Raw genomic sequence first — 24912 nt, forward strand, 5'->3', positions numbered from 1 at the left:
ACCGGGGGCTGCGGTGCGGGTGGGGTCGGCGCCTGCTCCGGCGCGGGCGGGGCGGCCGGCGCGGGTGGAACGATGGTCGCGGGGGCGCTCGCCTCGGCCGGGGGCCTCAATTCGGCCGGGCGCTGCGGCGGCTTCGGCACGAGTCGCGGTCGCGGCGGCTCGCGCTCCTCGCGTGGGTCGACGCGGGCGATATTCGGCCCCAGGTCGGCCTGGCCGTTGCGCAGCGGCACGCGGCGGATCAGGTTGCCGGCGAAGGCATCGAGGATCAGCCGCTGCCGCTGGCCGTTCGCCCGCATGCCGTCGACGACATAGGCGTCCTCGCTCCGATAGAGGCGGTCGATCCGGACGAAGCCGTAATTCTCGGCGGCGATGCGGCGGATGTCGTAGGCCGTCACCGGCTCGGCGATGCGGGGCGCGGAACGGTAGCCATATCCGTAGCCATAGACATAGGCCGGCGGATAGGGCGCCGGCTCTTCGTAATAATAAAACTGGGCGGCGGCGCCTCCCGCCGAGCCGGCGAGTGCACCGGCCACGGCCAGACCCATCAGGCCGATGTGCCTCGACGCGGTCGAACGTTGTGCCATGCCATCTTCCTTAACGAGGTGTCGCGCCTTTCAGTCTTCCTTAGCGATTGCGGCAGGCATGGGGCCGGACCGGGCCGAAAAATCCCTGTGTCAGCCGGAGATCGCCGCGATCAGCCGGCCGACCTCGCCGGGATCGGTCGCAAAGGACATGACGAAGCGGCCGACGATCTCGCCGTCCTGCAAGGCATTGTCGGGGGCGAGCGAGCGGCCGGGCCAGGAATGGTAGCGCACCTCAGCCGCCGTCAGCCGTTCCTGCGTGGCGGGAGGCAGGATCAGGAAAACCTCGTTGGCCTGGCAGGGCCAGGCGAGGCGCGCCTCGCCACCGTTGCCGACCGCGTCCGCGAGACGCTTCGCCTGCCCGTTGGCGTGGCGGGCGAGATCGAGCCAATGATCGTCGGCCAGCAGGGCCTCGAACTGCGCGCCGAGGAAGCGGCCCTTCGACAGGGTCTGGCCGGCGCGCTTGCGACGCCATTTCATCTCCTCCGCGCGGCCGGGGTCGAAGAAGACCACTGCCTCGACCGCCCAGGCGCCGTTCTTGGTGCCGCCGAAGGAGAGCACGTCGACACCGGCCTTCCAGGTGATCTCGGCTGGCGTGCAGCCCAGCGTGACCAGCGCATTGGCGAAGCGGGCGCCGTCCATATGGACGGTCAGATTGCGGGCCGTGACGGCCTCTTTCAGCGCACGGATTTCGGCCGGGGTGTAGATCGTGCCGCATTCCGTCGCCTGGGTGACGGAGAGGGCCTGGGCCTGGACATTGTGGAAGCTGCCCTCGTTCAGGTTGCCCAGAGCCCGCGTCACCGCCTCTGGCGTCAGCTTCCCGCCGATGCCGGGGAGATCGACGAGCTTGGCGCCGTCGCTGAAGAATTCCGGCGCGCCGCATTCGTCCTCGACGATGTGGCTTTCCTCATGGGTGATGACGGCGCCCCAGGGCCTGACCACGCTGGCGAGCGCCAGGGCATTGGCCGCGGTACCCGTGGTGACCAGGAAGGCGGCGACCTCCCGCTCGAACAGCGCTGAGAGGCGCTCCTCGACGCGCTTCGTCCAGTCATCCGCGCCATAGCCCGCTGCGGGGCCGTCATTGGCGGCGGCGAGAGCGGCCATGACGCGGGGGCTGGCGCTGGCGGTGTTGTCGCTGATGAAGTTCATGGAGGAAAGGGTTATGGGGCGGCCCAGCTTCTGCCAAGCGACGAAGGCGGGGAGGGGGCTTGCACGCCGTGCCGGTCGGGACAGGCTCAGAACAAGAAGCGTATCGCCGGAGTCGGGCTTTCATACCGGAAATGTCTCGTGGGAATCGGATATCGCAATAAAATTTCGTTTCTGCCTCAAATCGGTGCTTGTGCGCAGATTGGAATTCTGGCAAATTCGTCTCGATAGGACAGTGTTGCTGTCCCATTTTTCATCGCGCCGACCAAAAGCTCTCCTAAGGCTTGCGGTCGCGCCGTCGCAACGGAGGCGAGCATGACGAGGGGCCGGGCTGCTAATGCCAAAGCCAACCGCCGTACGCGCGCCGTCCGTAAAACGACGGCCTGAAGACAGGCGCGAGCGGGCGAGAGCCGCCCGAAGCGCCTGCGGAGGACGCGGGCGCGGTGGAAACAAAGCGCAAGCAAGCCTCTGACAAAAGACAAGGCCGATCCGTTCTGGCCCCTTCCTTGCTGCCGGCTTCCGGCCGGCTCGGAAAGACCGGCGCGGAAAGGGATGGTGTGGGCTTGATACGCCTGCCCGCCGGCATCGCGCCGGTGGGTTCCGGCGAGCGGGGTTTGACGATGAGCGCGACCAGCCAATCGAACGAGGATATCGGGCGCTTCCCGGCCGTGCGCGACCCGGCGCTGCCGACGCATCAGGGCCTCTACAACCCGGCCAATGAGAAAGATTCCTGCGGCGTCGGCTTCATCGCCGACATGAAGAACCGCAAGAGCCACGCCATCGTGCAGCAGGGCCTGCAGATCCTGCACAATCTCGACCATCGCGGCGCTGTCGGCGCCGATCCGAAGCTCGGTGACGGCTGCGGCATCCTTACCCAGATCCCGCATCGCTTCTTCAAGGAAGAGACCGCGAAGCTCGGCATCGATCTGCCCGAGCCCGGCTTCTACGCCATCGGTCAGTTCTTCATGCCGCGCGATCCGGCGATCCGCGCGCTCTGCGAGGAGATCATCTCCCAGGCCGTCGAGGAGGAGGGGCTGAATTTCCTCGGCTGGCGCGATGTGCCGGTCGACAACGCCGATCTCGGCAAGGCCGTGCTGGAGACCGAGCCGGTGCATCGCCAGCTCTTCGTCGGCCGCCCCGACGACATCACGGACGAGGACGAGTTCGAGCGGCAGATCTATGTCCTCAGAAAGTCCGTCTCGAACAAGGTCTACCGGCATCAGGAGCGCAAGACGGCGGAGTACTACCCCGTCTCGATGTCCTGCCGCACCATCGTCTACAAGGGCATGGTGCTGGTGAACCAGCTCGGCTCCTACTTCAAGGATCTGCAGGATGAGCGCTTCGACAGCGCGCTCGCCCTGGTGCATCAGCGCTTCGCCACGAACACCTTCCCGTCCTGGCGCCTCGCCCATCCCTACCGGATGGTGGCGCATAACGGCGAGATCAACACGCTGCGCGGCAACGTCAACTGGATGGCGGCGCGGCAGGCGAGCGTCGATTCCGACCTGTTCGGCTCGGATATCTCGAAGCTCTGGCCGATCTCCTATGAGGGCCAGTCGGACACCGCCTGCTTCGACAACGCGCTCGAATTCCTGGTGCAGGGCGGCTATTCGCTGACCCATGCCATGATGATGCTCGTGCCGGAGGCGTGGAACGGCAACCCGCTGATGGATGAGGAGCGGCGCGCCTTCTACGAGTATCACGCCGCGCTGATGGAGCCCTGGGACGGGCCGGCCGCGATCGCCTTCACCGACGGGCGCCAGATCGGCGCGACGCTCGACCGCAACGGCCTGCGCCCCGCGCGTTATCTCGTCACCGATGACGGGCTCGTGGTGCTCGCTTCCGAGTTCGGCGTGCTGCCGATCCCGGAGGAGAAGATCGTCGAGAAGTGGCGCCTCCAGCCGGGCAAGATGCTGCTGATCGATCTCGAACAGGGCCGCATCATCGGCGACGACGAGATCAAGACGAGCCTTTGCCTCGCCAATCCCTACAAGGACTGGCTGAAGCGCACCCAGATCGTGCTGGAGGATCTGCCGCCGGTCGAGGCGCGGGCCTCGCGCACCGATGTGCCGCTGCTCGACCGCCAGCAGGCCTTCGGCTACACCACCGAGGATGTCCGCCTGCTGATGGCGCCGATGGCGGTGACCGGGCAGGAAGCGGTCGGCTCGATGGGCACGGACACGCCGATCTCGGCGCTCTCGTTCAAGTCGAAGCTGCTCTACACCTATTTCAAGCAGAACTTCGCGCAGGTCACGAACCCGCCGATCGACCCGATCCGCGAGGAGCTGGTGATGAGCCTGCTCTCCTTCATCGGGCCGCGGCCGAACATCCTCGATCTGGAAGGCACCTCGCGCCGCAAGCGCCTGGAAGTGCGCACCCCGATCCTGACCAATGACGATCTCGAGAAGATCCGCTGCATCGGCCATTACGAGGATCGCTTCGACACCAAGACCATCGACTTCACCTATCCGGCGCGCGAGGGCGCGGCCGGCATGGATGGCGCGCTGGAGCGGCTCTGCGAGCGCGCCGAGGCGGCGGTCCATGGCGGCTACAACATCATCATCCTGTCCGACCGGCAGGTCGGCGCCGACCGCATCCCGATCCCGGCGCTCTTGGCGACGGCGGCGGTGCATCATCACCTGATCCGCAAGGGCCTGCGCACCTCGGTCGGCCTCGTCGTCGAATCCGGCGAGCCGCGCGAGATCCACCATTTCTGCTGCCTCGCCGGCTACGGCGCGGAGGCGATCAACCCCTATCTCGCCTTCGACACCCTGCTCGACCAGCATGCGCAGGGCGCCTTCCCCGAGGAGGTCGATGCCGACGAGGTGGTGAAGCGCTACATCAAGTCGGTCGGCAAGGGCGTGCTCAAGGTGATGTCCAAGATGGGCATCTCGACCTATCAGTCCTATTGCGGCGCGCAGATCTTCGATGCCGTCGGCCTGAAGACCAGCTTCGTCGACAAGTTCTTCTTCGGGACGGGCACGGCGATCGAGGGCGTCGGCCTCGACGAGATCGCCGAGGAGAGCCTGCGCCGTCACCGCGACGCCTTCGGCGACTCGCCGCTCTACCGCGACAGCCTCGATATCGGCGGCGAGTATATGTACCGCGTCCGCGGCGAGGACCATGTCTGGAAGCCGGATGTCGTCGCCTCGCTCCAGCACGCCGTGCGTCTCAACGCGCAGGACCGCTACGAGGAGTTCGCCCGGCAGGTGAATGACGACGAGCAACGGCTCAGCACCATCCGCGGCCTGTTCAAGCTCAAGATGGCGGCCGATGAGGGCCGGGCGCCCGTGCCGCTGGAGAGCGTCGAGCCTGCGTCCGAGATCGTGAAGCGCTTTGCCACCGGCGCGATGTCCTTCGGCTCGATCTCGCGCGAGGCGCATGAGACGATGGCGCTCGCGATGAACCAGATCGGCGGCAAGTCGAACACCGGCGAGGGCGGCGAGGAAGCGATCCGGTTCAAGCCGATGCCGGACGGGCGCTCGAAGCGCTCGGCGATCAAGCAGATCGCGTCGGGCCGCTTCGGCGTCACGGCCGAGTATCTCGTCAATGCGGACGTGATGCAGATCAAGGTGGCGCAGGGTGCCAAGCCTGGCGAGGGGGGGCAGCTTCCCGGCCACAAGGTCGACGCCAAGATCGCCCGGACCCGGCACTCGACGCCGGGCGTCGGCCTGATCTCGCCGCCGCCGCATCACGACATCTATTCGATCGAGGATCTCGCCCAGCTGATCTTCGACCTGAAGAACGTCAACCCGGCGGCCGATGTCTCGGTCAAGCTCGTCTCCGAGATCGGCGTCGGCACGGTGGCGGCCGGCGTCGCCAAGTCGCGCGCCGACCACATCACCATCTCCGGCTTCGAGGGCGGCACGGGCGCGAGCCCGCTGACCTCGCTGAAGCATGCCGGTTCGCCCTGGGAGATCGGTCTCGCCGAGACGCAGCAGACCCTGGTGCTGAACCATCTGCGCGGGCGCATCGCGCTGCAGGTCGATGGCGGCCTGCGCACCGGCCGCGACGTGGTGATCGGCGCTCTGCTCGGGGCCGACGAGTTCGGCTTCTCGACCGCGCCGCTGATCGCGGCGGGCTGCATCATGATGCGCAAGTGCCATCTCAACACCTGCCCGGTCGGCGTCGCGACGCAGGACCCGGTGCTGCGCAAGCGCTTCAAGGGCCTGCCCGAGCATGTGGTGAACTACTTCTTCTTCGTCGCCGAGGATGTCCGCAAGATCATGGCGGAGATGGGCTTCACCAGCCTCGACGAGATCGTCGGCCGCTCGGACCTGCTCGACAAGCGCGAGGCGATCGAGCACTGGAAGGCGAAGGGGCTCGACTTCAGCAGGCTGTTCCACAAGGTTGACCTGCCGGGCGTGGCGATCCGCCATGTCGAGTTGCAGAAGCACCCGCTCGACGATGTGCTCGACCGCAAGCTGATCAAGGCGGCGCAGGGCGCGGTCGAGACCGGCACGCCGGTCGTGATCGAGGAGAGCATCTGCAATGTCGACCGCTCGACCGGCGCGATGCTCTCGGGCGTCGTCGCCAAGAAATACGGCCATGCCGGCCTGCCGGACGACACCATCACGGTGAAGCTGAAGGGTACCTCGGGCCAGAGCTTCGCGGCCTTCCTGGCGGCTGGCGTCACGGTCGAGCTCACCGGCCAGGCCAATGACTATGTCGGCAAGGGGCTCTCCGGCGGCAAGCTGATCGTCCGGCCCGATCCCGCGACCCGGGCCGTAGCCGAGCGCTCGATCATCGTCGGCAACACCGTGCTCTACGGCGCGATCTCGGGCGAGGCCTATTTCCGCGGCGTCGCGGGCGAGCGCTTCGCGGTGCGCAACTCCGGCGCCATCGCGGTGGTCGAGGGCACGGGCGACCATGGCTGCGAATACATGACCGGCGGCGTCGTCGCGGTCATCGGCCAGACCGGGCGCAACTTCGCCGCGGGCATGTCGGGCGGCATCGCCTATGTGCTGGACGAGGACGGCACCTTCAAGTCGCGCTGCAACCTCTCCATGGTCGATCTCGAACCGGTCGAGGAGGAAGAAGAGCTGATGGAGCGGCTGCACCATCACGGCGGTGACCTCGAGCATAAGGGCCGCATCGACATGACCAACATGTCGGGCCATGACGAGGAGCGCCTGATGCAGATGCTGACGAACCACGCGAACTACACCGGTTCGGAGCGCGCCCGCACGATCCTCGACAACTGGGCGGATTACCGCACCAAGTTCGTCAAGGTGATGCCGGTCGAGTACCGCCGCGCGCTACGCGAAATGGAGCAGGCCCGCACCTTGCAGGCCGCGGAATAAGCGAAACGCCACCTGCCGGGGCCGTCACGGTCCCGGCACCCGGAACAGGTTAAGGCATGCGCGCGGGGCGACCCGGGCACAGGGCGAGAGAAACGGCATGGGCAAGGTCACGGGCTTTCTCGAATACGACCGGCAGGAGCAGAAGTATCAGCTCGCCGGCGATCGCATTCGCCACTTCCGGGAGTTCACGCTCCCGCAGGAGGAGCGCGATATCAAGAAGCAGGCGGCGCGCTGCATGGATTGCGGCATCCCCTTCTGCCACGGCCCGACCGGCTGCCCGGTGCACAACCAGATCCCGGACTGGAACGAGCTGGTCTATTCCGGCGGCTGGGAGGATGCGCTGCGTAACCTCCACTCCACCAACAATTTCCCGGAGTTCACCGGCCGCATCTGCCCCGCGCCTTGCGAGGAAGCCTGCACGCTGAACCTCGAGAACATGCCGGTGACGATCAAGACGATCGAGCAGGCGATTGCCGACAAGGGCTGGCAAGAAGGCTGGATCGCGCCCGAGATCCCGGCCAGGCGCACCGGCAAGCGCATCGCCATCGTCGGCTCGGGGCCTGCCGGCATGGCTGCGGCGCAGCAGCTCGCCCGCGTCGGCCACGACGTCCATCTCTATGAGCGGGAGGCGAAGGCCGGCGGTCTGCTGCGCTACGGCATTCCCGACTTCAAGATGGAGAAGAAGCATATCGACCGCCGGGTGAAGCAGATGGAGGCGGAGGGCGTCACCTTCCATTACAACGCCCATGTCGGCGTGACGCTGCCCTTCGCGACGCTCCTTGCCGAGCATGACGCCGTGCTGATGACGGGCGGGGCGGAAGCGCCACGCGATCCCGGCCTGCCGGATACCAATCTTGCCGGCGTGCATTACGCGATGCCCTACCTCACCCAGCAGAACAAGCGCGTCGGCGGCGAGGACGTCTCCGGCGAGGCGCCGATCCTGGCTGCGGGCAAGCATGTCGTGGTGGTCGGCGGCGGCGATACGGCTTCCGACTGCGTCGGCACCGCCTTCCGGCAGGGCGCGCTCTCGGTGACGCAGCTCGACATCCGGCCGATGGCGCCGGAGATCGAGGACAAGCTCACGGTCTGGCCCTATTGGCCGACGAAGTTCCGCACCTCCTCCTCGCAGGCCGAGGGCGCGGAGCGCGAATTCCAGGCGGCGACGCTCGGGCTGGAGGGCCGCAACGGGCGGCTGACCGGTGTGAAATGCGCGCGCGTCGACGAGAAGCGCAAGCCCATCCCCGGCACCGAGTTCGTGCTGCAGGCCGATCTCTGCTTCCTCGCCATCGGCTTCGCAGGCTCGGTGATCGAGGGCATGATCGCGCAGTCGGGCGCGGCCGTGGACAAGCGCGCCAATGTCGTCGCCAACGACCGCAACTACGCCACCAGCGTCGACAAGGTCTTCGTCGCCGGCGACATGCGCCGCGGCCAGTCTCTGGTCGTCTGGGCGATCCGCGAGGGCCGCCAGGCGGCGCACGCCATCGACAAGCATCTGATGGGCGAGACCATCCTGCCGATGTGACGGGGGCGCCCTCCATCGCGGGAGCTTGCCGATTTTCGGTAGAAACACGCCGTCGTTCCGGGCTTGACCTGGAATCCATCGTAGAGTCGGGGGCGTTCCGCTGCCTCGCATGTTGAACTTTGCAAAAACGCCAGTCAAAGATGGAGTGTCTGGCCTCGGCGCCGCGGCCGGCCATCCCAGCGGTCGAGCATCAGGATAGCCCTTCGCCCGAGGCAACCGCATGCCGAAGCAAGCGATCCCGCATCCGGTCCTTGCGACGCCCCGCCTGCGCCTGCGCCAGTTCCGCGCCGATGACGTGGATGCGATGCATGCCTGCTTCGCCGACCCCGAGGCGATGCGGTTCTGGAACCAGCCGACCTACACGAAGCGCATCGAAACCGAGCGCTCCGTGCGCAGCTTCGTCGATTGCACGCCGTCCTATTACCGGTTCTGGGCGGTGGCCGATGCCGGGACCGATCGCTGCCTGGGGCTCGTCAACTATCACGACGGGCATATCCGCAGCAGGCGGGCGAGCATCGGCTACATGATCGATCCCGCGCTCCACCGGCAGGGCATCGCGACGGAGGCGGTCACGGCGATGCTCGACTTCTGCTTCTCGGAGCTCGGTCTGCATCGCCTCCAGGCCTTCATCCATCCGGACAACCGCGCCTCGATCCGGCTGATCGAGAAGCTGGGATTCCGCCGCGAGGGCCTGCTGCGCGACAATCTGCGCGTGGGAGAGGTTTGGCGGGACGATTTGCTCTATGCGCTGCTCGCGGCGGAGTGGCGCGGCGCGGCCTGATGCCGGGCAGCCTGCCGGGGCAGCGGCCCGGTCCTCACCGCGGCCAGCGATAGTCGTCGATGCGGCCCGGCACGGGTTCGGGCGCGATGCCCTGTCCGAAGACGCGCTCGAGCTGGTCGGCCGCATCGCCGCGGCCGCGCGCTTCCGTGATCGAGGCGAGCAGCGGCTGTGCCGAGGGCGCCGCCTGTCCGGTCAGCGGCTGAATCGGCCCGGCCAGGGGGCGGGCCTGCAGGGCCTGCGGCAGGCCGATCGCCGGCAAGCCCGCGGCCATCTGGTCGATCAGGCGCTCGACACCGCCGGGCTGCAGCTCGGGCGCGGTCGGGGCGCCGGTGTCGGGCGCGACCGGCAGGGCGATCACATTGCTCTGCGGCGCCTGCTCGATGATCCGGCGGATGACGAGGTCGACGAAATGCGCGGCCTTGCGGGCGCCGGCCTTGGTGAAGTGCACGCCGTCGCCGAGTCGCAGGCGCGTCGGCTGGCCGGAGACGTCCGGGCCGGTCGCGGTATAGCGGTTCTCGGAATCGACGAAACCGCCCCAGAGGTCGACATATTGGCCGCCGGCCTTCTCGGCCCGCTCGCGGTAAAGCTCGTTCAGCGTGACGAGATCAGCCGAGAGGCGGGCGTTCTGCACGGGCGGGACGCCGACCCAGATCAGCGGGATGCGCTTGGCCGCGAAGGCGGTGGCGAGTGCGTCGACGCGGTCGCGATAGAGCTCCAGCCAGCGCGGGCTCAGAGGCTCCTGCACGATGTCGCCTTCGCGGATCGGCTGGCGGTCGTTGAGCCCGACCATCATGACCGCGATGGTGATCTTCTGGTCGCTGGCGAGCAGATCCGTGACGGCCTTCTGCCAATCGTAGAAATCGGTGCGGACGAGGCCTGAATCCGGCTTTGTCCGGTGGGTGACCTCGACATCGGGGCGGTCGTTCAGCGCCTCGTCGAGGCCGTCGGCGAGCAGGTTGGCGAGGGAATCGCCCATCACCACGATGTGGTTGGTGACATCGACCTTCGGGATGACGGGATCGTCGCGAACGACGACGGGGGCCGCTGCCCTGCTGCGCCGAACGACCGGGGCCGGGCTGGGGCGCAGGCGCGGCTGCTGCGGCTGCACGGCCGGTCTGGCGGGCAATTGCCAGAAGAGCTGGAACAGGCTGCGCTGCTGTTGCGGCGGCTGCTGCGCAAGCGAAACGGGGCCGCCGGTCAGGAGGAGCAGGCAGGCGGAGCAGAGAACCATGACGAGCGAGCGCAGGCGCATCAGCCATCCGATCCAGCGGCTCGGGACAGGTTCAATATAGGGCCGGATGGGCCAAAAGTCAGCGGGAGCCGCGCATCCGGGTGAGCAGGGCCGGCGTCGGATAGCCGTCCGCGATCTCGCCGACGCTGATCTGGTAGCGCCGCACCGCCTCGCGCGTGCCGGTGCCGATGCGCCCGTCCGCGTCGTGGTCGTAGAGCCCCAGCGCCTTCAGGCGGCGCTGCAGGTCTTTGGTGCCGGCCATGTCGAGGCGGGCCGCCTTGAGCGGCCAATCGGCCTGGATCGCCGCCCGGCCCATGATGCGATCGCCGAGATGGCCGACGGCCAGCGCATAGGCGTCGGAGGAATTGTATTTCTTGATGACGTCGAAATTCGCGGTCAGCAGCAGCACCGGGCCGGTATGGCCGGCGGGGTAGAACAGGCGGCCCTCGCCGGAGGAGGGCAGGGCGCGGCCATCGGCCCGGCGCACGCCGGCGGAGCGGAAGGCGGCGAAGCTCGCCTTGTCCAGGCGATGGTCGAAGCCGTCCGGCAGCGAAACCTCCATGCCCCAGGGCAGGCCGGGGACCCAGCCATAGCTCTTCAGGTAGTTGGCGGTGGAGGCGATGGCGTCGCTGGACGAGTTCCAGATGTCGGCATGGCCGTTGCCGGTCCAGTCGACGGCGTATTTCATGTAGCTCGACGGCATGAACTGGGTATGGCCCATGGCACCGGCCCAGGAGCCGCGCAACTCGTCGCGCTCGACATAGCCCTTCTGGATCAGCTCGAGCGCGGTCAGCAACTCGTCGCGGAAGAAGTCGCCGCGGTAGCGGATCGCGGCGAGCGTCGCCAGCGAGCGGATGACGTCCTTGCTGCCCTTGAAGGAGCCGAAATTGGTTTCCATGCCCCAGACGCCGAGCACGACCTCCTTCGGCACGCCGTAGCGGGCTTCGACCTGGGCCAGCACGGCCGCGTTCTCTGCCGCCACCGCCTGGCCGCGCTGGACGCGGCCGCCGCCGACGGCGTTGTTGAGATAGCTCCAGATCGGGGCGCTGAACTCGGACTGCTTCTTGGTCAGCGCGACGATCGAGGCGTCGGGCGTCACGCCCCGGAAGGCGAGATCGAAGGTCGTGCGCGAGATGCCGCGCGCCTGCGCCTGCGGCCAGAGCCGTTGCAGGAAGATGTCGAAGGAAGCGCTGGCGGGGCTTGCCTGCGCGCTGCCGGCCGGCGCGCGCGACACGTTGATCGAGCCCGTGGTCTGCGCGAGCGCCGGCGCCAGGCTCAGCAAGGCCGAAGCAGCGAGGACGGACAGGCGCATGGGGGCTCCCGACGGCTGAGGGATGAAAACACCTCCAGAGCGCCCGAACAAGATTAACCAAGCGTTAAATCGGGGAATACTGCGGCAAATTGCGCGCAATTTGACAAGCCGCGGCGATTGTCCGACCCTGATCGGATGCACAGCGCCTTTTCCTTCGCTCGCGGCCGGCATCGGTCGGGTAACGTCATCGCGGGCTTATAGCCCCGGGCCTGTTGCGCTTGGCGCCTCCGGTCCGGGGGCGCCTCCACTTGATTCCCATCTTCCAGCGACGGCGTTCGTCCGGGCCTGTTTCGCGCCCGGCCGCCTGCGCTGATTTCTCCGAGAGACAGACATGACCGACAAGACCAGGAAGGCGCCCGCGCGCCCTGCCATCACCGTGACCGCCGCCGACCATGCGATGCTCAGCCGCATCGCGGCGGGCGCCGCCAACACCATGCCGGAACTCGCCGCCGAGCTGACGCATGAGCTCGACCGCGCCCGCATCCTGCCGGAAGGCCGGGTCTCGGCCGAGCATGTGCATATCGGCAGCGAAGTCACCTATCGCGACGAGAGCACCGGACGGGAGACCAAGGTCACGCTGGTCTGGCCTGAGCATGCGGATATCGAGAAGAACCGGATCTCGGTGATGACGCCGATCGGCGTCGCGCTGATCGGCATGGCTTCCGGTCGCTCGATCGACTGGACGACGCGCTCCGGCGATGTGAAGCGCCTGACCGTCGTGGCGGTCGGCCAGCCTGCCGGGGAGACGGCAGCGGCCTGAGGTCGGATGCGTGCTGCCTTCCCGGACACGCACCGTCATTCCGGGCGAAGGCCCGGAATCCATCATAGAGCGCGGTGCTTCTCGATGGATTCCGGATCGGCGCCGCTGACGCGGCTTGTCCGCAATGACGGTGGGTTTTCCGAAGACGGCGTGATGTGACGTTCAGGCCGAAGCGTTCTTCATCCTGAGCTTCTCCTCCCAGGCGAGGGCCTGGCCGACGATCTCCTCCAGATCGTCATGCTGCGGCCGCCAGCCGAGTTCGGCCTGGATGCGGTCGGCGCGGGCGATGAGCGAGGCCGGGTCGCCGGGCCGGCGCGCGGCGAGCGTCACCGGGAAGTCGATGCCAGAGACCTTCTTCACCACCTCGGTGACCTCCTTCACCGAATAGCCGCGGCCATAGCCGCAGTTCAGCGTCAGGCTCGTGCCGCCGTCGCGCAGATGGTCGAGCGCGGCGAGATGGGCGCGGGCGAGATCGGTGACATGGATGTAGTCGCGCACGCAGGTGCCGTCCGGAGTCGCGTAATCCGTGCCGAAGATGGTCAAGCCGTCGCGCTGGCCGAGCGCGGCCTGGCTCGCGACCTTGATCAGATGGGTGGCGTTGGGCGAGGACTGGCCGGAACGCCCCTTCGGGTCGGCGCCGGCGACGTTGAAATAGCGCAGGGCGATGTAGGAGAAGCCATGGGCCTTCGCGGCGTCCTGCAGCATCCATTCGCTCATCAGCTTGGAGCGGCCATAGGGATTGATCGGGTTGAGCGCGATCTCCTCCGGCACGGGCGAGACGGCGGGCTCGCCATAGACCGCCGCCGTCGAGGAGAAGATCACGTGCTTCACGCCGCCGCGCACGGCGCTTTCAATCAATGCTCGGGTTTTGACAGTATTATTGAAATAATAACCAAGCGGATCACTCACCGATTCAGGAACAACGATTCGCGCCGCGAAATGCGCCAGCGCCGTTACGCCATGCTCGGCGATCAGCTTCTCGACCAGCTCCTGATCACCGACATCCCCTTGAATGAAGGTCGCTTCGGGCGGAATGGCCCACCAGAAACCGGTCGAGAGATTGTCGAGAACCACGACCTTTTCGCCGCGATCGAGCAATTCCAGCACCATATGACTGCCGATGTAGCCGGCGCCGCCTGAGACCAATACCGCCATTGTCACTCTTGCCTCATCTTCGTCTGGAACTCTGCCTATCCGAAACCGGTTGACGGGTTCTCAAGGCCTGTCAGCTAATACGCTCCTGATGGCCGACGACAGTGACAGTTGTGCGGCCCACCCCATCAAAGCCTCGCTTCGGCAAAGGCACTCGCGTCAAGGACCCTTCATGACGAAACGCATCCGCAAGGCCGTTCTCCCTGTCGCTGGTCTCGGCACCCGCTTCCTGCCCGCCACCAAGGCGATCCCGAAGGAGATGCTGACCATCGTCGACCGTCCGGTCGTGCAGCATGTCGTCGATGAGGCGCGCGCCGCCGGCATCGAGCATTTCATCTTCGTCACCGGCCGTAACAAGGCGGTGATCGAGGATCATTTCGACATGGCCTACGAGCTGGACGATACCCTCGCCAAGCGCAACAAGACCAGGGAATTGGAGGCGCTGAAGCACGACCTGCCGGCCGCGGGCGCGACCAGCTTCACCCGCCAGCAGGCGCCGCTCGGCCTCGGCCATGCGGTCTGGTGCGCGCGCGAGATCGTCGGCGACGAGCCTTTCGCGCTGCTGCTGCCGGACATGCTGCACTACAGCGCGGGCAAGGGCTGCCTTGCCGAGATGATCGAGGCCTATGACCAGCATGGCGGCAACCACATCGCCGTCGCGCCGGTGCCGGACGATCAGACGCATCAATACGGCATCGTCGGCGTCGAGGACGCCAGGGCCAAGGTCTCGAAGATCACCGGCATGGTCGAGAAGCCGCCGAAGGGCACCGCTCCGTCCAACCTGCACATCACCGGCCGCTACATCCTGCAGCCGACGATCTTCAACCTGCTCGCCAACCAGGAGAAGGGTGCGGGCGGCGAGATCCAGCTCACCGATTCGATGATCGCGCTGTCGCATCAGGAGCCGTTCTTCGCGGTGCGCTTCGATGGCGAGATCTACGACACCGGCTCGAAGATCGGCTTCCTGACGGCGAATGTGGCCTATGCGCTCGACCGCGGCGATCTCGGCCCGCAACTGCGCGCGGAGATCGAGAAGCTGCTCGATCGCTGAGGCGGACAGGAAGAGCGTGGGTCATCCCGGGCGACCACAGGTCGACCCGGGAGCCATGTCGGACCGGTTCAGGCGGGGATTCCGGATCTCCGCTTCGCTCCGTCCGGGACGCCCCGCGTTTGATAGGCATGGGAAACCGCCTCCCGCAGTCGATTTCTCGGGTGGCCATTCCCTGGAAAATGCCGGATGAGGGGCCATGCAGGAGATGCCCCGTTGAGTGACCAGAGCCTCGTGTTCGATCGTGCGCTCGGCCGGTCGCGGCTGAAGCGCGCGCTTGCCGGTGACTACCCGGATTTCCTGCTGCAACGCGCGGCCGGCGATCTGCAGGAGCGGCTCGGCGCGGTGCTGCGCGAATTCGCGGTGGCGGCCGATCTCGGCACGCCGCTGCCGGTCGTCGCGCCGGTCCTTGCCGGCAAGGCGGGCCGGGTGTGGCGCATGGCGGAGGCGGACGGTGCGTTGGCCGATCTGGTCGGCGATCTCGAACGGCTGCCCTTCGCGGCCGGCTCGCTCGATCTGGCCGTCTCGCTGCTGGCGCTGCACGGCGTCAACGACCTGCCCGGCGCGCTCATCCAGATCAAGCGGGCGCTCAAGCCCGACGGGCTGTTCATGGCCTGCCTGCTCGGCGGGCGCTCCCTGCAGGAGCTCCGGCAAGCGCTGCTCGAAGCCGAGAGCGAGACGACCGGCGGGGTCAGCCCGCGCGTCGCGCCCTTCGCCGATCTGCGCGATCTCGGCGGGCTCCTCCAGCGAGCCGGTTTCGCCCTGCCCGTCATCGACAGCGAGACCGTGACCGTGCGCTATCGCGACGCCTTCGGTCTCTTCCGCGATCTCAGGGCGATGGGCTGGGCCAACACCCTCGTCGCGCGCCGCAAGGCACCGCTGAAGCGGGAGACCTTGCTGCGGGCGGCGTCGCTCTATGCCGAGCGCTTCGCCGATGCCGATGGACGCCTGCCGGCGACCTTCGAATTCGTCTGGCTCTCCGGCTGGGCGCCGCATGAGAGCCAGCAGAAGCCATTGCGGCCGGGTTCCGCCAAGGCGCGGCTGGCCGATGCGCTCGGCGTGCCGGAGATCAAGACCGGCGAGAAGCCGGGAGGCGAAGGCTGATGGCCGAGCGTGCATCCCGCCTGACCCGCGGCGATTTCCGCATCTTCCGCGCCATTCCGACGCGCTGGCACGACAATGACGTCTATGGCCACGTCAACAACGTCGTCTATTACGGCTGGTTCGACACGGCGGTGAACGCCTGGCTGATCGAGAACGGCCTCCTCGATCCGACGACGAGCGAGATCGTCGGGCTCGTGGTCGAGACCGGCTGCAGCTATTTCGAGAGCGTCGCCTTTCCCGAAACCGTCGAAGCGGGCATCGCGGTGGAACGGCTCGGCACCAGCTCCGTGACCTATCGCATCGGTATCTTCAGGCAGGGGAGCGAGCAGGCGGCGGCGCAAGGACGCTTCACCCATGTCTATGTCGCGCGTGCGAGCCAGAAGCCGGTGCCGATTCCGGTGCCGCTCAGAGCAGCGTTGACTGCCATCCAGAGCTGAAAACGGCGTCTCAGCCGCGAATGCGTTGTCTCGCACGTTAAGGCAGGCTATGCCCCTGCCAACCCCTTGCCGGACCGCCAGGAAGCCTGAGCCCGTGATTCCGAACGACATCAAGATCACCCCGCAACTCGTCGCCGAGCACGGCCTGAAGCCGGACGAGTACCAGCGCTTCCTGCATCTGATCGGCCGCGAGCCGACGATCACCGAGCTCGGCATCGTCTCGGCGATGTGGAACGAGCACTGCTCCTACAAATCCTCGAAGATCCATCTGAAGACGTTGCCGACCAAGGCGCCCTGGGTGATCCAGGGTCCCGGCGAGAATGCCGGCGTGATCGATATCGGCGAGGGCACGGCCATCGTCTTCAAGATGGAGAGCCACAACCACCCGTCCTTCATCGAGCCCTATCAGGGCGCGACGACGGGCGTCGGCGGCATCCTGCGCGACGTCTTCACCATGGGCGCGCGCCCGATCGCGGTGCTCGACGCGCTGCGCTTCGGCGATCCGGCCCATCCGAAGACTCGCCACCTCGTTTCCGGCGTCGTCGCCGGCATCGGCGGCTACGGCAATTCCTTCGGCGTGCCGAATGTCGGCGGCGCCACCGGCTTCCACACGCGTTATGACGGCAACATCCTGGTCAACGCCATGGCGGTCGGCATCGCCAAGGCCGACGAGATCTTCTACGCCAAGGCGTCGGGCGTCGGTAAGGCGATCGTCTATCTGGGATCGAAGACCGGCCGCGACGGCATCCACGGCGCGACCATGGCCTCGGCCGAATTCGACGACAAGTCGGAGGAGAAGCGCCCGACCGTGCAGGTCGGCGACCCCTTCGCCGAGAAGCTGCTGCTCGAAGCCTGCCTCGAGATCATGGCCGCCGGCCATGTCGACGCGATCCAGGACATGGGCGCTGCCGGCCTGACCTGCTCGGCCGTCGAGATGGGCGCCAAGGGCGATCTCGGCGTCGAGCTCGACCTCGACAAGGTGCCCTGCCGCGAGGAGGGCATGAGCGCCTATGAGATGATGCTCTCGGAGAGCCAGGAGCGCATGCTCATGGTGATCAAGCCGGGCCATGAGGAGGCCGCCGAGGCGATCTTCACCAAATGGGGGCTCGACTTCGCCGTCATCGGCCACACCACCGACACGCTGCGCTTCGTCGTGAAGCATCAGGGCGAGGTCATGGCCGACCTGCCGATCAAGGAGCTTGGCGACGAGGCCCCCGAATATGACCGGCCCTGGATCGAGACCCCGCCGCAGCAGCGCATCGCGCCGGAAAGCGTGACGCCGCCCTGCGGCAACGCCGAGGCGCTGAAGAGGCTGATCGGCTCGCCGGACCTGTCGTCGAAGCGCTGGATCTGGGAGCAATACGACACGCTGATCCTCGGTAATTCGGTGGTGCGGCCCGGCGGTGATTCCGGCGTCATCCGCATCGAGGAGGGGCCGCGGGGCCTCGCCATGACGGCTGATGTCACGCCGCGCTATTGCGAGGCCGATCCCTTCGAGGGTGGCAAGCAGGCGGTGGCGGAAGCCTGGCGCAATCTCACTGCGGTGGGCGCGACGCCGCTCGCCATCACCGACAACCTCAACTTCGGCAATCCCGAGAAGCCGGAAGTCATGGGCCAGTTCGTCGGCTGCGTCCGCGGCATCGGCGAGGCCTGCAAGGCGCTCGATTTCCCGGTCGTCTCGGGCAATGTCTCGCTCTACAACGAGACCAACGGCGTCTCGATCCTGCCGACCCCGACCATTGGCGGCGTCGGCGTCATGGCCGATGTCACGAAGCACGCCACCATCGCCTTCAAGGGCGAGGGCGAGGCCATCATCCTGATCGGCGAGACGGCAGGCTGGCTCGGCCAGAGCTCTTATCTCGCGACCATCTGCGGCCGGGAGGAAGGCGCCCCGCCGCCTGTCGATCTCGCGATCGAGCGCCGCAACGGCGATTTCGTGCGCGGGCTGATCGCGTCGGGCAAGGTCTCGACCTGCCATGATGTGTCGGATGGCGGGCTTGCGGTTGCGCTTGCCGAGATGGCGATGGCCAAGGGCGTCGGCGCGACCATCGAGACGCTGCCGGCCGGCTCGGCCCACGCTGCACTCTTCGGCGAGGATCAGGCGCGCTATGTCATGACGGTTCCGGCTGCCGAGGCCGATGCGGTGATCGCGGCGGCGAAGGCGGCTGGCGTGCCGGCGCTCACCATCGGCAAGACGGGCGGCACGGCGCTCAGCCTTCCGGGCGAGCCGGCCCTGGCTGTCGCCGATCTGCGCAAGATCCATGAAGACTGGCTGCCGTCCTACATGGCCGGCAAGGCGGCCTGAGGAGGCAAGACCATGGCGATGGACGCGCACGAGATCGAGCGCATGATCAAGGCGGCGCTGCCGGATGCGGCGGTCGAGATCAAGGATCTGGCCGGGGACGGCGACCACTATGCCGCGACCGTCACCTCGGCGGCCTTCAAGGGCAAGACCCGGGTGCAGCAGCACCAGATGGTCTATGCCGCGCTGCAGGGGAATATGGGCGGCGTGCTGCACGCCCTTGCGCTGACGACCAGCGTTCCCCAAGATTAGAACAATGCCATCCGGCGGGCCTTGAACCCGCTTCAGGAGACGAGACGATGTCCGACGTCAATGCCCGCATCGATGCGGAAGTGAAGAACAACGACGTGGTGCTGTTCATGAAGGGCACGCCGCAATTCCCGATGTGCGGCTTCTCCGGCCAGGTCGTGCAGATCCTCGGCTATATCGGCGTGCCCTATAAGGGCGTGAACGTGCTCGAGGACCAGGAAATCCGCGAGGGCATCAAGGCCTATTCGAACTGGCCGACGATCCCGCAGCTTTACGTCAAGGGCGAGTTCGTCGGTGGCTGCGACATCACCCGTGAGATGTTCCAGGCCGGCGAGTTGCAGGCGCTGTTCGAGGAGAAGGGCATTTCGGTGAAGCAGGCGAGCTAACGGCTCGCCGGTTTCCCAATCAGCTTTCTGACCTGACGGTGCTTCTCAGGCCGCACATTGCGGGTGCGGCTTGCGGACGCGTTCTGTCGACGCCGGGTGTTTCGCCAGCATGCGCTCCGGCCTGATCGGCCGGCGCGCGAAGTCGCCGCCGCAGTTCGGGCAGATGCCGGCGAAGCGCGTCTCGGCGCAATCGGCGCAAAAGGTGCATTCATAGGTGCAGATCAGGGCGTCGCGCGACTGGGGCGGCAGGTCCCGGTCGCAGCATTCGCAGTTCGGGCGCAGTTGCAGCATGGCGTCGTCTCCTTTGCGGGTGGCGGAAGAATGACCGCAAACTGGGACGACGCCAGCGACTTCGCGTGATCCGACCGATCAATGGCGCGGATCGATTTTTCTCGACCTTGGAATTTTGCACTGTCATCCCGGGCGACCGCAGGGAGACCCGGGATGACGGCGTGTTTTTGGGAATGCCTGACTGCGCCGGCTATTTCACCAGCAGCCAGTCGTCGATCACCAGCGCGTCGAGCCCGCTCGTGTAGAACATCAGGATGGCGTCCTCCGCCGTGTGGAGGATCGGCTTGCCCATGATGTTGAAGGAGGTGTTGAGGATCACCGGCACGCCCGTCAGTTCATGGAACGCCGAGATCAGCGCGTGATAGCGCGGGTTGCGCTCGACTGTCACGCTCTGGAGGCGACCCGTCGCATCCTCATGGACCACGGCCGGGACGCGGTCACGCACCGTCTCCTTCCAGGTGAGCGTGCGCTCCATATAGGGCGCGTCCTGGTAGTTCTCGAACCAGTCGGCGGCGTGCTCGGCCAGGATCGAGGGGGCGAAGGGGCGGAAGGCCTCGCGGTACTTCACCTTGGCGTTGAGGATGTCCTTGGCGTCGGCCGGGCGCGGATCGGCGATGATCGAGCGGTTGCCGAGTGCGCGCGGGCCGAACTCGGCGCGGCCCTGCACCCAGCCGATCAGCTTGCCCTCGGTCAGGAGCTTGGCGGTGACCGGCGCGATCTCGTCGGCGCTGAGCTTGCGCAGGCGCGGCTCCCAAGCCTGCATGCGTTCGAAGGGCTCGGTCGAGACCGTCGAGCCGAGATAGGGCGAAAGCGGCCCCTTCGGCGCGCGCCAATCCGGGTTCGCCTCTGCGTGGCTGAGCCACGCCGCGCCAATGGCGTTGCCGTCGTCGGCAGGCGCGGAAGGCACGAAAACCGTCCGGAAGCCATGCCGGCCAACGATCTTGCCGTTGAAGGAGGAGTTCAGCGCGCAGCCGCCGGCCATGACGAGGTTTTCGCTCGGGACCAGAGCGGCGGTCTCGGCGAGCAGCGCCTCCATCATCTCGGCGAAGACATCCTGCCCGCAGCGGGCGAGGTCGGCCCAGCCCTTGTCGAGCGCGTCGGCCGGGCGGCGGGCGAGGATTTCGGCGGCGACCGCCTGCACGACATCCGCCTTGGCGAAGGAGAGCTTGTGGCCCTCGATCGCATAGAGCCTGCGCAATAGCGCCATCAATTCCGGATCGGTCTTGCCATAGGGGGCGAGCCCCATGATCTTCCATTCCTCGCCCTTGGCCTGGTCGAAGCCGGCGAGGTCGGTGACGAGTCCGAAATAGAAGCCGATCGATTCGCGGCCGCGATGGCGCTTCACCTCGCGCAGCTTGCCGTTCTCCAGTGCGAAGATGGCCGAGGCGCCGGTCTCGCCCATGCCGTCGACGACGAGGCAGGCGGCGTTGTCGAAGGGCGAGGACCAGCAGGCATAGGCTGCGTGGCTGAGATGGTGGCCGTAGCGCTTCAAGCCAGTGACATTGGCCTTGCCATAGGCGCGGTCGAGGCCGAGCAGCACGCCCATGCCGGCGCGCTGCTGGGCGTGGTGGAGCGAGGCGATGAGCGCGCGCTCGGTGCGTTCCGGCACGAGCGAGCGGTTGAGCTCGGGGGAGAGCTTGAGCAGCGCCTCGAGGCTGAGGGAGCCGGCGCGCGCCATCTGGTCGAGAAAGCCGGTGAAATCCTCGCCCCAGCTCGTGGCGATCGCGACCTCGGCGCCGTCCGGGATGTAGCGCTTCAGCAGCCCTTCCATGCGCGGGGCCGAATCCGGCTCGCAGTTCGGCGCGCGCTTGTATTGCAGATAGCGCTCGGTCGCCTCGGCGAAGAGAACCTCGCCATCCGGGCCGATGATCGCGAGGGCGGGGTCGTGGAAGGTGGTGGCGAGGCCGATCGTGTAGCGCATGGACATGCCTTTACCCGTGCCGGGGCGCCGCGCCAATCCGAATGGCGCGGGCCGCCGCTGTGCGCGGGGGAGGGTTGCTATTTGTCCTTGAAGGAGATGCTCGCCGCCGTCTGGTCGATGGCGGGCTGGAGCTGCGGCATCTCGCTTTCGTCGGCCATGACGATCAGCCGCACGAAGCGGCTATCCGGCCCGATCGCCAGATACTGTGCAAAGCCCTTGTTGGCGCCATTCGGGTGCTTGAACGAGCCCGTGAGCAGCATGCCGTCCTGCCCGGCGAAGGGCACGCGCTTGCGCTCGGCGACCGTGGCGTTTTCCAGATTGTGCGTGCCCTTGAGCAGGCTTTCGGAAAGGGCGTCCTCCTGGCCGGGCTTGACCGGCCCGGTGGGCTGGTAGGCGACGACCAGCAATGGCTGCGTGCCGGAAGGGTCGGTGTTCTTGTCGCCGACCGTCATCAGCAGGCCGGAGCCGCCGATGCTGTCGATCACGCGGAAGGGCGCGGCCGCCTTGATGGCGAAGGGCAGGGCGGCGAGCTTCTCGTCGAGCGACGGCTCCTTGCCGAGCGAGACCGAGGCGATCATCGCCTTGATCTGCGCCGGGGCGAGCTTGGCCTTCTGCGGCGCCTGCACCGTCAGCATCACGGTCTTCTCGCCCTTGAGCAGGACGATCCATTTGTCGAAGGTGTCGCCGGTCGGTGCGATCTGCGAGCCCGTCAGCAAGGGCACCTTGTCGCCGCCGACAGCGATCTGTTCCACCGATTTGATCGTGATGTTCTGGCGGGCGAAGTTCGCCTTGGCCACATCGGCATTGCCGAACAGGGTGGAGAGCTGCGCATGGGCCTCGGGCGGCAGCTCGACGATCAGCACGCTCGCCTGGTTCGCCTTGTTCACCAGACCGGAGAAGCCGGTGGCCGGCTCGAAGCCCTTCGGTGCGGCGAGCGAGACGCTGGTGCCGGGGATCGGCTTGCGCTCCTGCGCAACGGCCGGCGCCAGCGCCAGCCAGGCGATGCAGGCGAATGCGACGGCACCGGACTTGCCGAGCCGGGACTTGCCAAGCCGGGACTTGCCGGATCCGGAGCTGCCGAATCGGCTCGCGCGGCTGCGTGGATGGGTCATGGCTCGTCCTTCCGGTCTTCGATGTCGTCCGCAACAGAACGCCGCAATGCGACAAGAGTTCGTCATGCCGCCGGCTCTGCGGTCCATCCGGTCTTTGGTCAGGTGGAATTCGGTCAGGGTCGGCCCGTGGCCGCAGCCATCAGCGCCTTCGAATCGGCGCTCGCCCAATCGGCCGGGCCCTGGATGATGCCGAGCTCGCAGCCCGTCTTGTCGACGATGATGCTGACCGGCATGCCCTCGACCTTATGCGCCTTGCGCAGCGCCTGGAAGGTCGAAGCCTGCGGGTCGCCGTAGAAGGGCAGGGTGGTGACCTTGTTCTCGGCCAGCCAGGCTTTCGGCTTGTCGAGGTTGCGCGTGTCGATATTGATGGCGACGACCGCGAAATCGGGGCCGCCCATCTCGCGCTCCAGCACGTCGAGCGCCGGCATTTCCTTCAGGCAGGGCGCGCACCAGGTCGCCCAGAGATTGACCAGCACGGTCTTGCCCTTGAAGTCGGCGAGCGTCAGCGGCTTGCCGTCCGGCCCGCTGAAGGCGAGCTCGGGCGCCGGCTCGGGCCGGGGGCGGATCTCGACCGCCGCGACCTCGCCCTTCGCCAGCGGCGCCATGCGCGCTGCGGTCTTGGCGGCCGCGCTGCATGATCCGTTGCCGGCATCGCCCAGCCCGGAGTAGAAGGCTGCCACGCCAGCGAGGCCGAGCGCCGCCACGACCCCGAGGGCCAGTCCGATCTTCGTTCCTGACGTCATCGTGCGTCCTCAAAAGCAGGAAAGACCGCCGTGAGCAACCGCATGTGGGGTGGGCGTTTCGCCACAGGTCCCGACGCCATCATGGAGGAGATCAACGCCTCCATCGATTTCGACAAGAGGCTCTGGCGCCAGGACATCCGCGGTTCGCTGGCGCATGCCGCCATGCTGGCCGAAACCGGCATCCTGACCAAGGAAGACGTCGCGACGATCACCGCCGGCCTCAAGCAGGTCGAAAGCGAGATCGAGAGCGGCGCCTTCACGTTTTCGCGTGCGCTCGAAGACGTCCACATGAACGTCGAGTCGAACCTCAAGGACAAGATCGGCCTGGCCGCCGGCCGGCTGCACACCGCCCGCTCGCGCAACGACCAGGTCGCGACCGACATGCGGCTGTGGGTGCGCGACACGCTCGACGAGCTCGACGGGCAGATGGCCGACCTCCAGCGCGCGCTGGCCGAGAAGGCCGATACCTATGCCGGCGCGGTGATGCCGGGCTTCACCCATCTGCAATCGGCGCAGCCGGTCACCTTCGGCCATCATCTGCTCGCCTATGTCGAGATGCTCGGCCGCGACCGCGGCCGGGTGCGCGATGCCCGTGCCCGCCTCAACGAATGCCCGCTGGGCGCGGCCGCGCTCGCCGGCACCTCTTTCCCGATCGACCGGCACATGACGGCGAAGGCGCTCGGCTTCGACCGGCCGACGGCGAACTCGCTCGATTCGGTTTCGGATCGCGATTTCGCGCTGGAGACGCTGTCGACGGCCTCGATCTGCGCCATGCATCTCTCGCGGCTGGCCGAGGAGATCGTGCTCTGGGCGACGCCGCAATTCGGCTTCGTCAGGCTCTCCGACGCCTTCTCGACGGGATCCTCGATCATGCCGCAGAAGCGCAACCCCGACGCGGCCGAGCTGGTGCGCGGCAAGGCGGGGCGTGTCTTCGGCGCGCTGCAGGCGCTGCTGACGATGATGAAGGGCCTGCCGCTGAGCTATTCCAAGGACATGCAGGAGGACAAGGAAGGCACGTTCGACGCCCTCCAGACGCTTTCGCTGTGCCTCGCCGCGATGGCCGGCATGGTCCGCGACATGCAGCCCGACCTCAAGGCGATGAAGAAGGCGGCGGGCGCCGGCTATGCCACGGCGACCGATCTCGCCGACTGGCTGGTGCGCGTGCTGAAGATGCCGTTCCGCGACGCCCATCACGTCACCGGCCGGCTCGTCGGCATCGCCTCGGAGAAGAAGGTCGGGCTGGAGAAGCTGACGCTCGCCGAGATGCAGGCGGTCGAGCCGCAGATCACCGAGGCCGTCTTCGCCGTGCTCGGCGTCGACCAGTCGGTGAAGAGCCGCGTCAGCTATGGCGGCACGGCCCCGGCCAATGTCCGCAAGCAGGCCAGGCGCTGGCTGAAGCAGCTCGCGAAAGGCTAGTCGGACGGCGAAACGCCACGTCATCCCGGGCTTGACCCGGGATCCATCGACGGGCGTTGGTGCTCTACGATGGATTCCGGATCTCCGCTTCGCGGCGTCCGGAATGACGGCGAAG

The 24912-nt window shown here is 67.1% G+C and carries 19 protein-coding genes and 1 pseudogene; 11 read left to right on the top strand and 9 right to left on the bottom strand.

The annotated features are described in order from the left end of the window. Together IED13_RS24625 and IED13_RS24630 are read right to left on the bottom strand one after the other, a co-directional pair. Positions 1-584, bottom strand: a pseudogene (locus IED13_RS24625) (hypothetical protein); the annotation flags it as partial. Between the two features lie 90 nt (positions 585-674). Next, a complete protein-coding gene (locus tag IED13_RS24630) occupies positions 675-1730 on the bottom strand; it encodes a threonine aldolase family protein (protein ID WP_191125785.1) in 1056 nt (351 codons plus the stop codon). Between the two features lie 617 nt (positions 1731-2347). Between IED13_RS24630 and gltB the strand changes: the two genes are divergently transcribed. From gltB to IED13_RS24645, 3 genes are all read left to right on the top strand, one after another. Beyond that, complete coding sequence (gene gltB, locus IED13_RS24635) at positions 2348-7030, top strand: glutamate synthase large subunit (protein ID WP_191125804.1); 4683 nt, start codon at positions 2348-2350, stop codon at positions 7028-7030. Positions 7031-7127: 97 nt separating this feature from the next. After that, the gene (locus IED13_RS24640) at positions 7128-8552 is read left to right on the top strand and encodes a glutamate synthase subunit beta (protein WP_191125786.1); all 1425 of its coding nucleotides are present in this window, start codon (positions 7128-7130) and stop codon (positions 8550-8552) included. Between the two features lie 220 nt (positions 8553-8772). Then, the gene (locus IED13_RS24645) at positions 8773-9333 is read left to right on the top strand and encodes a GNAT family N-acetyltransferase (protein ID WP_038363820.1); all 561 of its coding nucleotides are present in this window, start codon (positions 8773-8775) and stop codon (positions 9331-9333) included. Positions 9334-9367: 34 nt separating this feature from the next. On the opposite strand, the gene IED13_RS24650 is transcribed toward IED13_RS24645, so the two are convergent. Further along, complete coding sequence (locus tag IED13_RS24650; RefSeq protein WP_113254911.1) at positions 9368-10585, bottom strand: SGNH/GDSL hydrolase family protein; 1218 nt, start codon at positions 10583-10585, stop codon at positions 9368-9370. Between the two features lie 58 nt (positions 10586-10643). Then, a complete protein-coding gene (locus tag IED13_RS24655) occupies positions 10644-11876 on the bottom strand; it encodes a lytic murein transglycosylase (RefSeq protein ID WP_113254910.1) in 1233 nt (410 codons plus the stop codon). Between the two features lie 331 nt (positions 11877-12207). On the opposite strand from IED13_RS24655, the gene rnk reads away from it, so the two are divergent. Continuing rightward, positions 12208-12636, top strand: a complete 429-nt coding sequence (gene rnk, locus IED13_RS24660) for a nucleoside diphosphate kinase regulator (RefSeq protein ID WP_113254909.1) — start codon at positions 12208-12210, stop codon at positions 12634-12636. A 162-nt stretch (positions 12637-12798) separates the two neighbouring features. On the opposite strand, the gene galE is transcribed toward rnk, so the two are convergent. Then, entirely contained in the window at positions 12799-13791 is a 993-nt protein-coding gene (gene galE / locus IED13_RS24665; protein WP_133564710.1) for a UDP-glucose 4-epimerase GalE, read from the bottom strand. A 169-nt stretch (positions 13792-13960) separates the two neighbouring features. Here galE and galU point away from each other — a divergent pair, with 169 nt between their 5' ends. The 6 genes from galU to grxD all read left to right on the top strand — a co-directional run bounded on the left by galU (position 13961) and on the right by grxD (position 19314). Next, complete coding sequence (galU, locus tag IED13_RS24670; protein ID WP_112765230.1) at positions 13961-14839, top strand: UTP--glucose-1-phosphate uridylyltransferase GalU; 879 nt, start codon at positions 13961-13963, stop codon at positions 14837-14839. A gap of 213 nt (positions 14840-15052) precedes the next feature. Beyond that, complete coding sequence (locus IED13_RS24675) at positions 15053-15940, top strand: methyltransferase domain-containing protein (protein WP_191125787.1); 888 nt, start codon at positions 15053-15055, stop codon at positions 15938-15940. Continuing rightward, the gene (locus tag IED13_RS24680; protein WP_191125788.1) at positions 15940-16377 is read left to right on the top strand and encodes an acyl-CoA thioesterase; all 438 of its coding nucleotides are present in this window, start codon (positions 15940-15942) and stop codon (positions 16375-16377) included. The genes IED13_RS24675 and IED13_RS24680 overlap by 1 nt, the downstream gene beginning before the upstream one ends. A 94-nt stretch (positions 16378-16471) precedes the next feature. Beyond that, positions 16472-18682, top strand: a complete 2211-nt coding sequence (gene purL / locus IED13_RS24685; protein ID WP_191125789.1) for a phosphoribosylformylglycinamidine synthase subunit PurL — start codon at positions 16472-16474, stop codon at positions 18680-18682. A gap of 12 nt (positions 18683-18694) precedes the next feature. Next, positions 18695-18931: a BolA/IbaG family iron-sulfur metabolism protein gene (locus tag IED13_RS24690; protein ID WP_113254903.1), complete on the top strand. Its 237-nt coding sequence runs from the start codon at positions 18695-18697 to the stop codon at positions 18929-18931. A 47-nt stretch (positions 18932-18978) separates the two neighbouring features. Then, complete coding sequence (gene grxD / locus IED13_RS24695) at positions 18979-19314, top strand: Grx4 family monothiol glutaredoxin (protein ID WP_113254902.1); 336 nt, start codon at positions 18979-18981, stop codon at positions 19312-19314. Between the two features lie 45 nt (positions 19315-19359). Here grxD and IED13_RS24700 read toward each other — a convergent pair whose 3' ends face one another. From IED13_RS24700 to tlpA, 4 genes are all read right to left on the bottom strand, one after another. Continuing rightward, positions 19360-19605, bottom strand: coding sequence for a DUF1272 domain-containing protein (locus tag IED13_RS24700; RefSeq protein WP_038363845.1), 246 nt, complete (start codon positions 19603-19605; stop codon positions 19360-19362). Between the two features lie 190 nt (positions 19606-19795). After that, positions 19796-21526 (bottom strand): carbamoyltransferase family protein, encoded by a 1731-nt coding sequence (locus tag IED13_RS24705; protein WP_191125805.1) that lies wholly within the window; start codon positions 21524-21526, stop codon positions 19796-19798. Between the two features lie 77 nt (positions 21527-21603). Further along, on the bottom strand, positions 21604-22638 hold the full coding sequence (locus IED13_RS24710; RefSeq protein WP_191125790.1) for a hypothetical protein: 1035 nt from the start codon (positions 22636-22638) through the stop codon (positions 21604-21606). 113 nt (positions 22639-22751) lie between these two features. Further along, positions 22752-23381, bottom strand: coding sequence for a thiol:disulfide interchange protein TlpA (gene tlpA / locus IED13_RS24715; RefSeq protein ID WP_112765236.1), 630 nt, complete (start codon positions 23379-23381; stop codon positions 22752-22754). 30 nt (positions 23382-23411) lie between these two features. Between tlpA and argH the strand changes: the two genes are divergently transcribed. Next, positions 23412-24797 carry an argininosuccinate lyase gene (gene argH, locus IED13_RS24720; RefSeq protein ID WP_191125791.1) on the top strand — a complete coding sequence of 462 codons (1386 nt, stop codon included), beginning with the start codon at positions 23412-23414 and terminating at the stop codon, positions 24795-24797. Positions 24798-24912 lie beyond the last annotated feature (115 nt).

Origin of the sequence: Allobosea spartocytisi, assembly GCF_014764685.1 — a bacterium.
In the GTDB taxonomy this organism is placed as follows: domain Bacteria; phylum Pseudomonadota; class Alphaproteobacteria; order Rhizobiales; family Beijerinckiaceae; genus Allobosea; species Allobosea spartocytisi.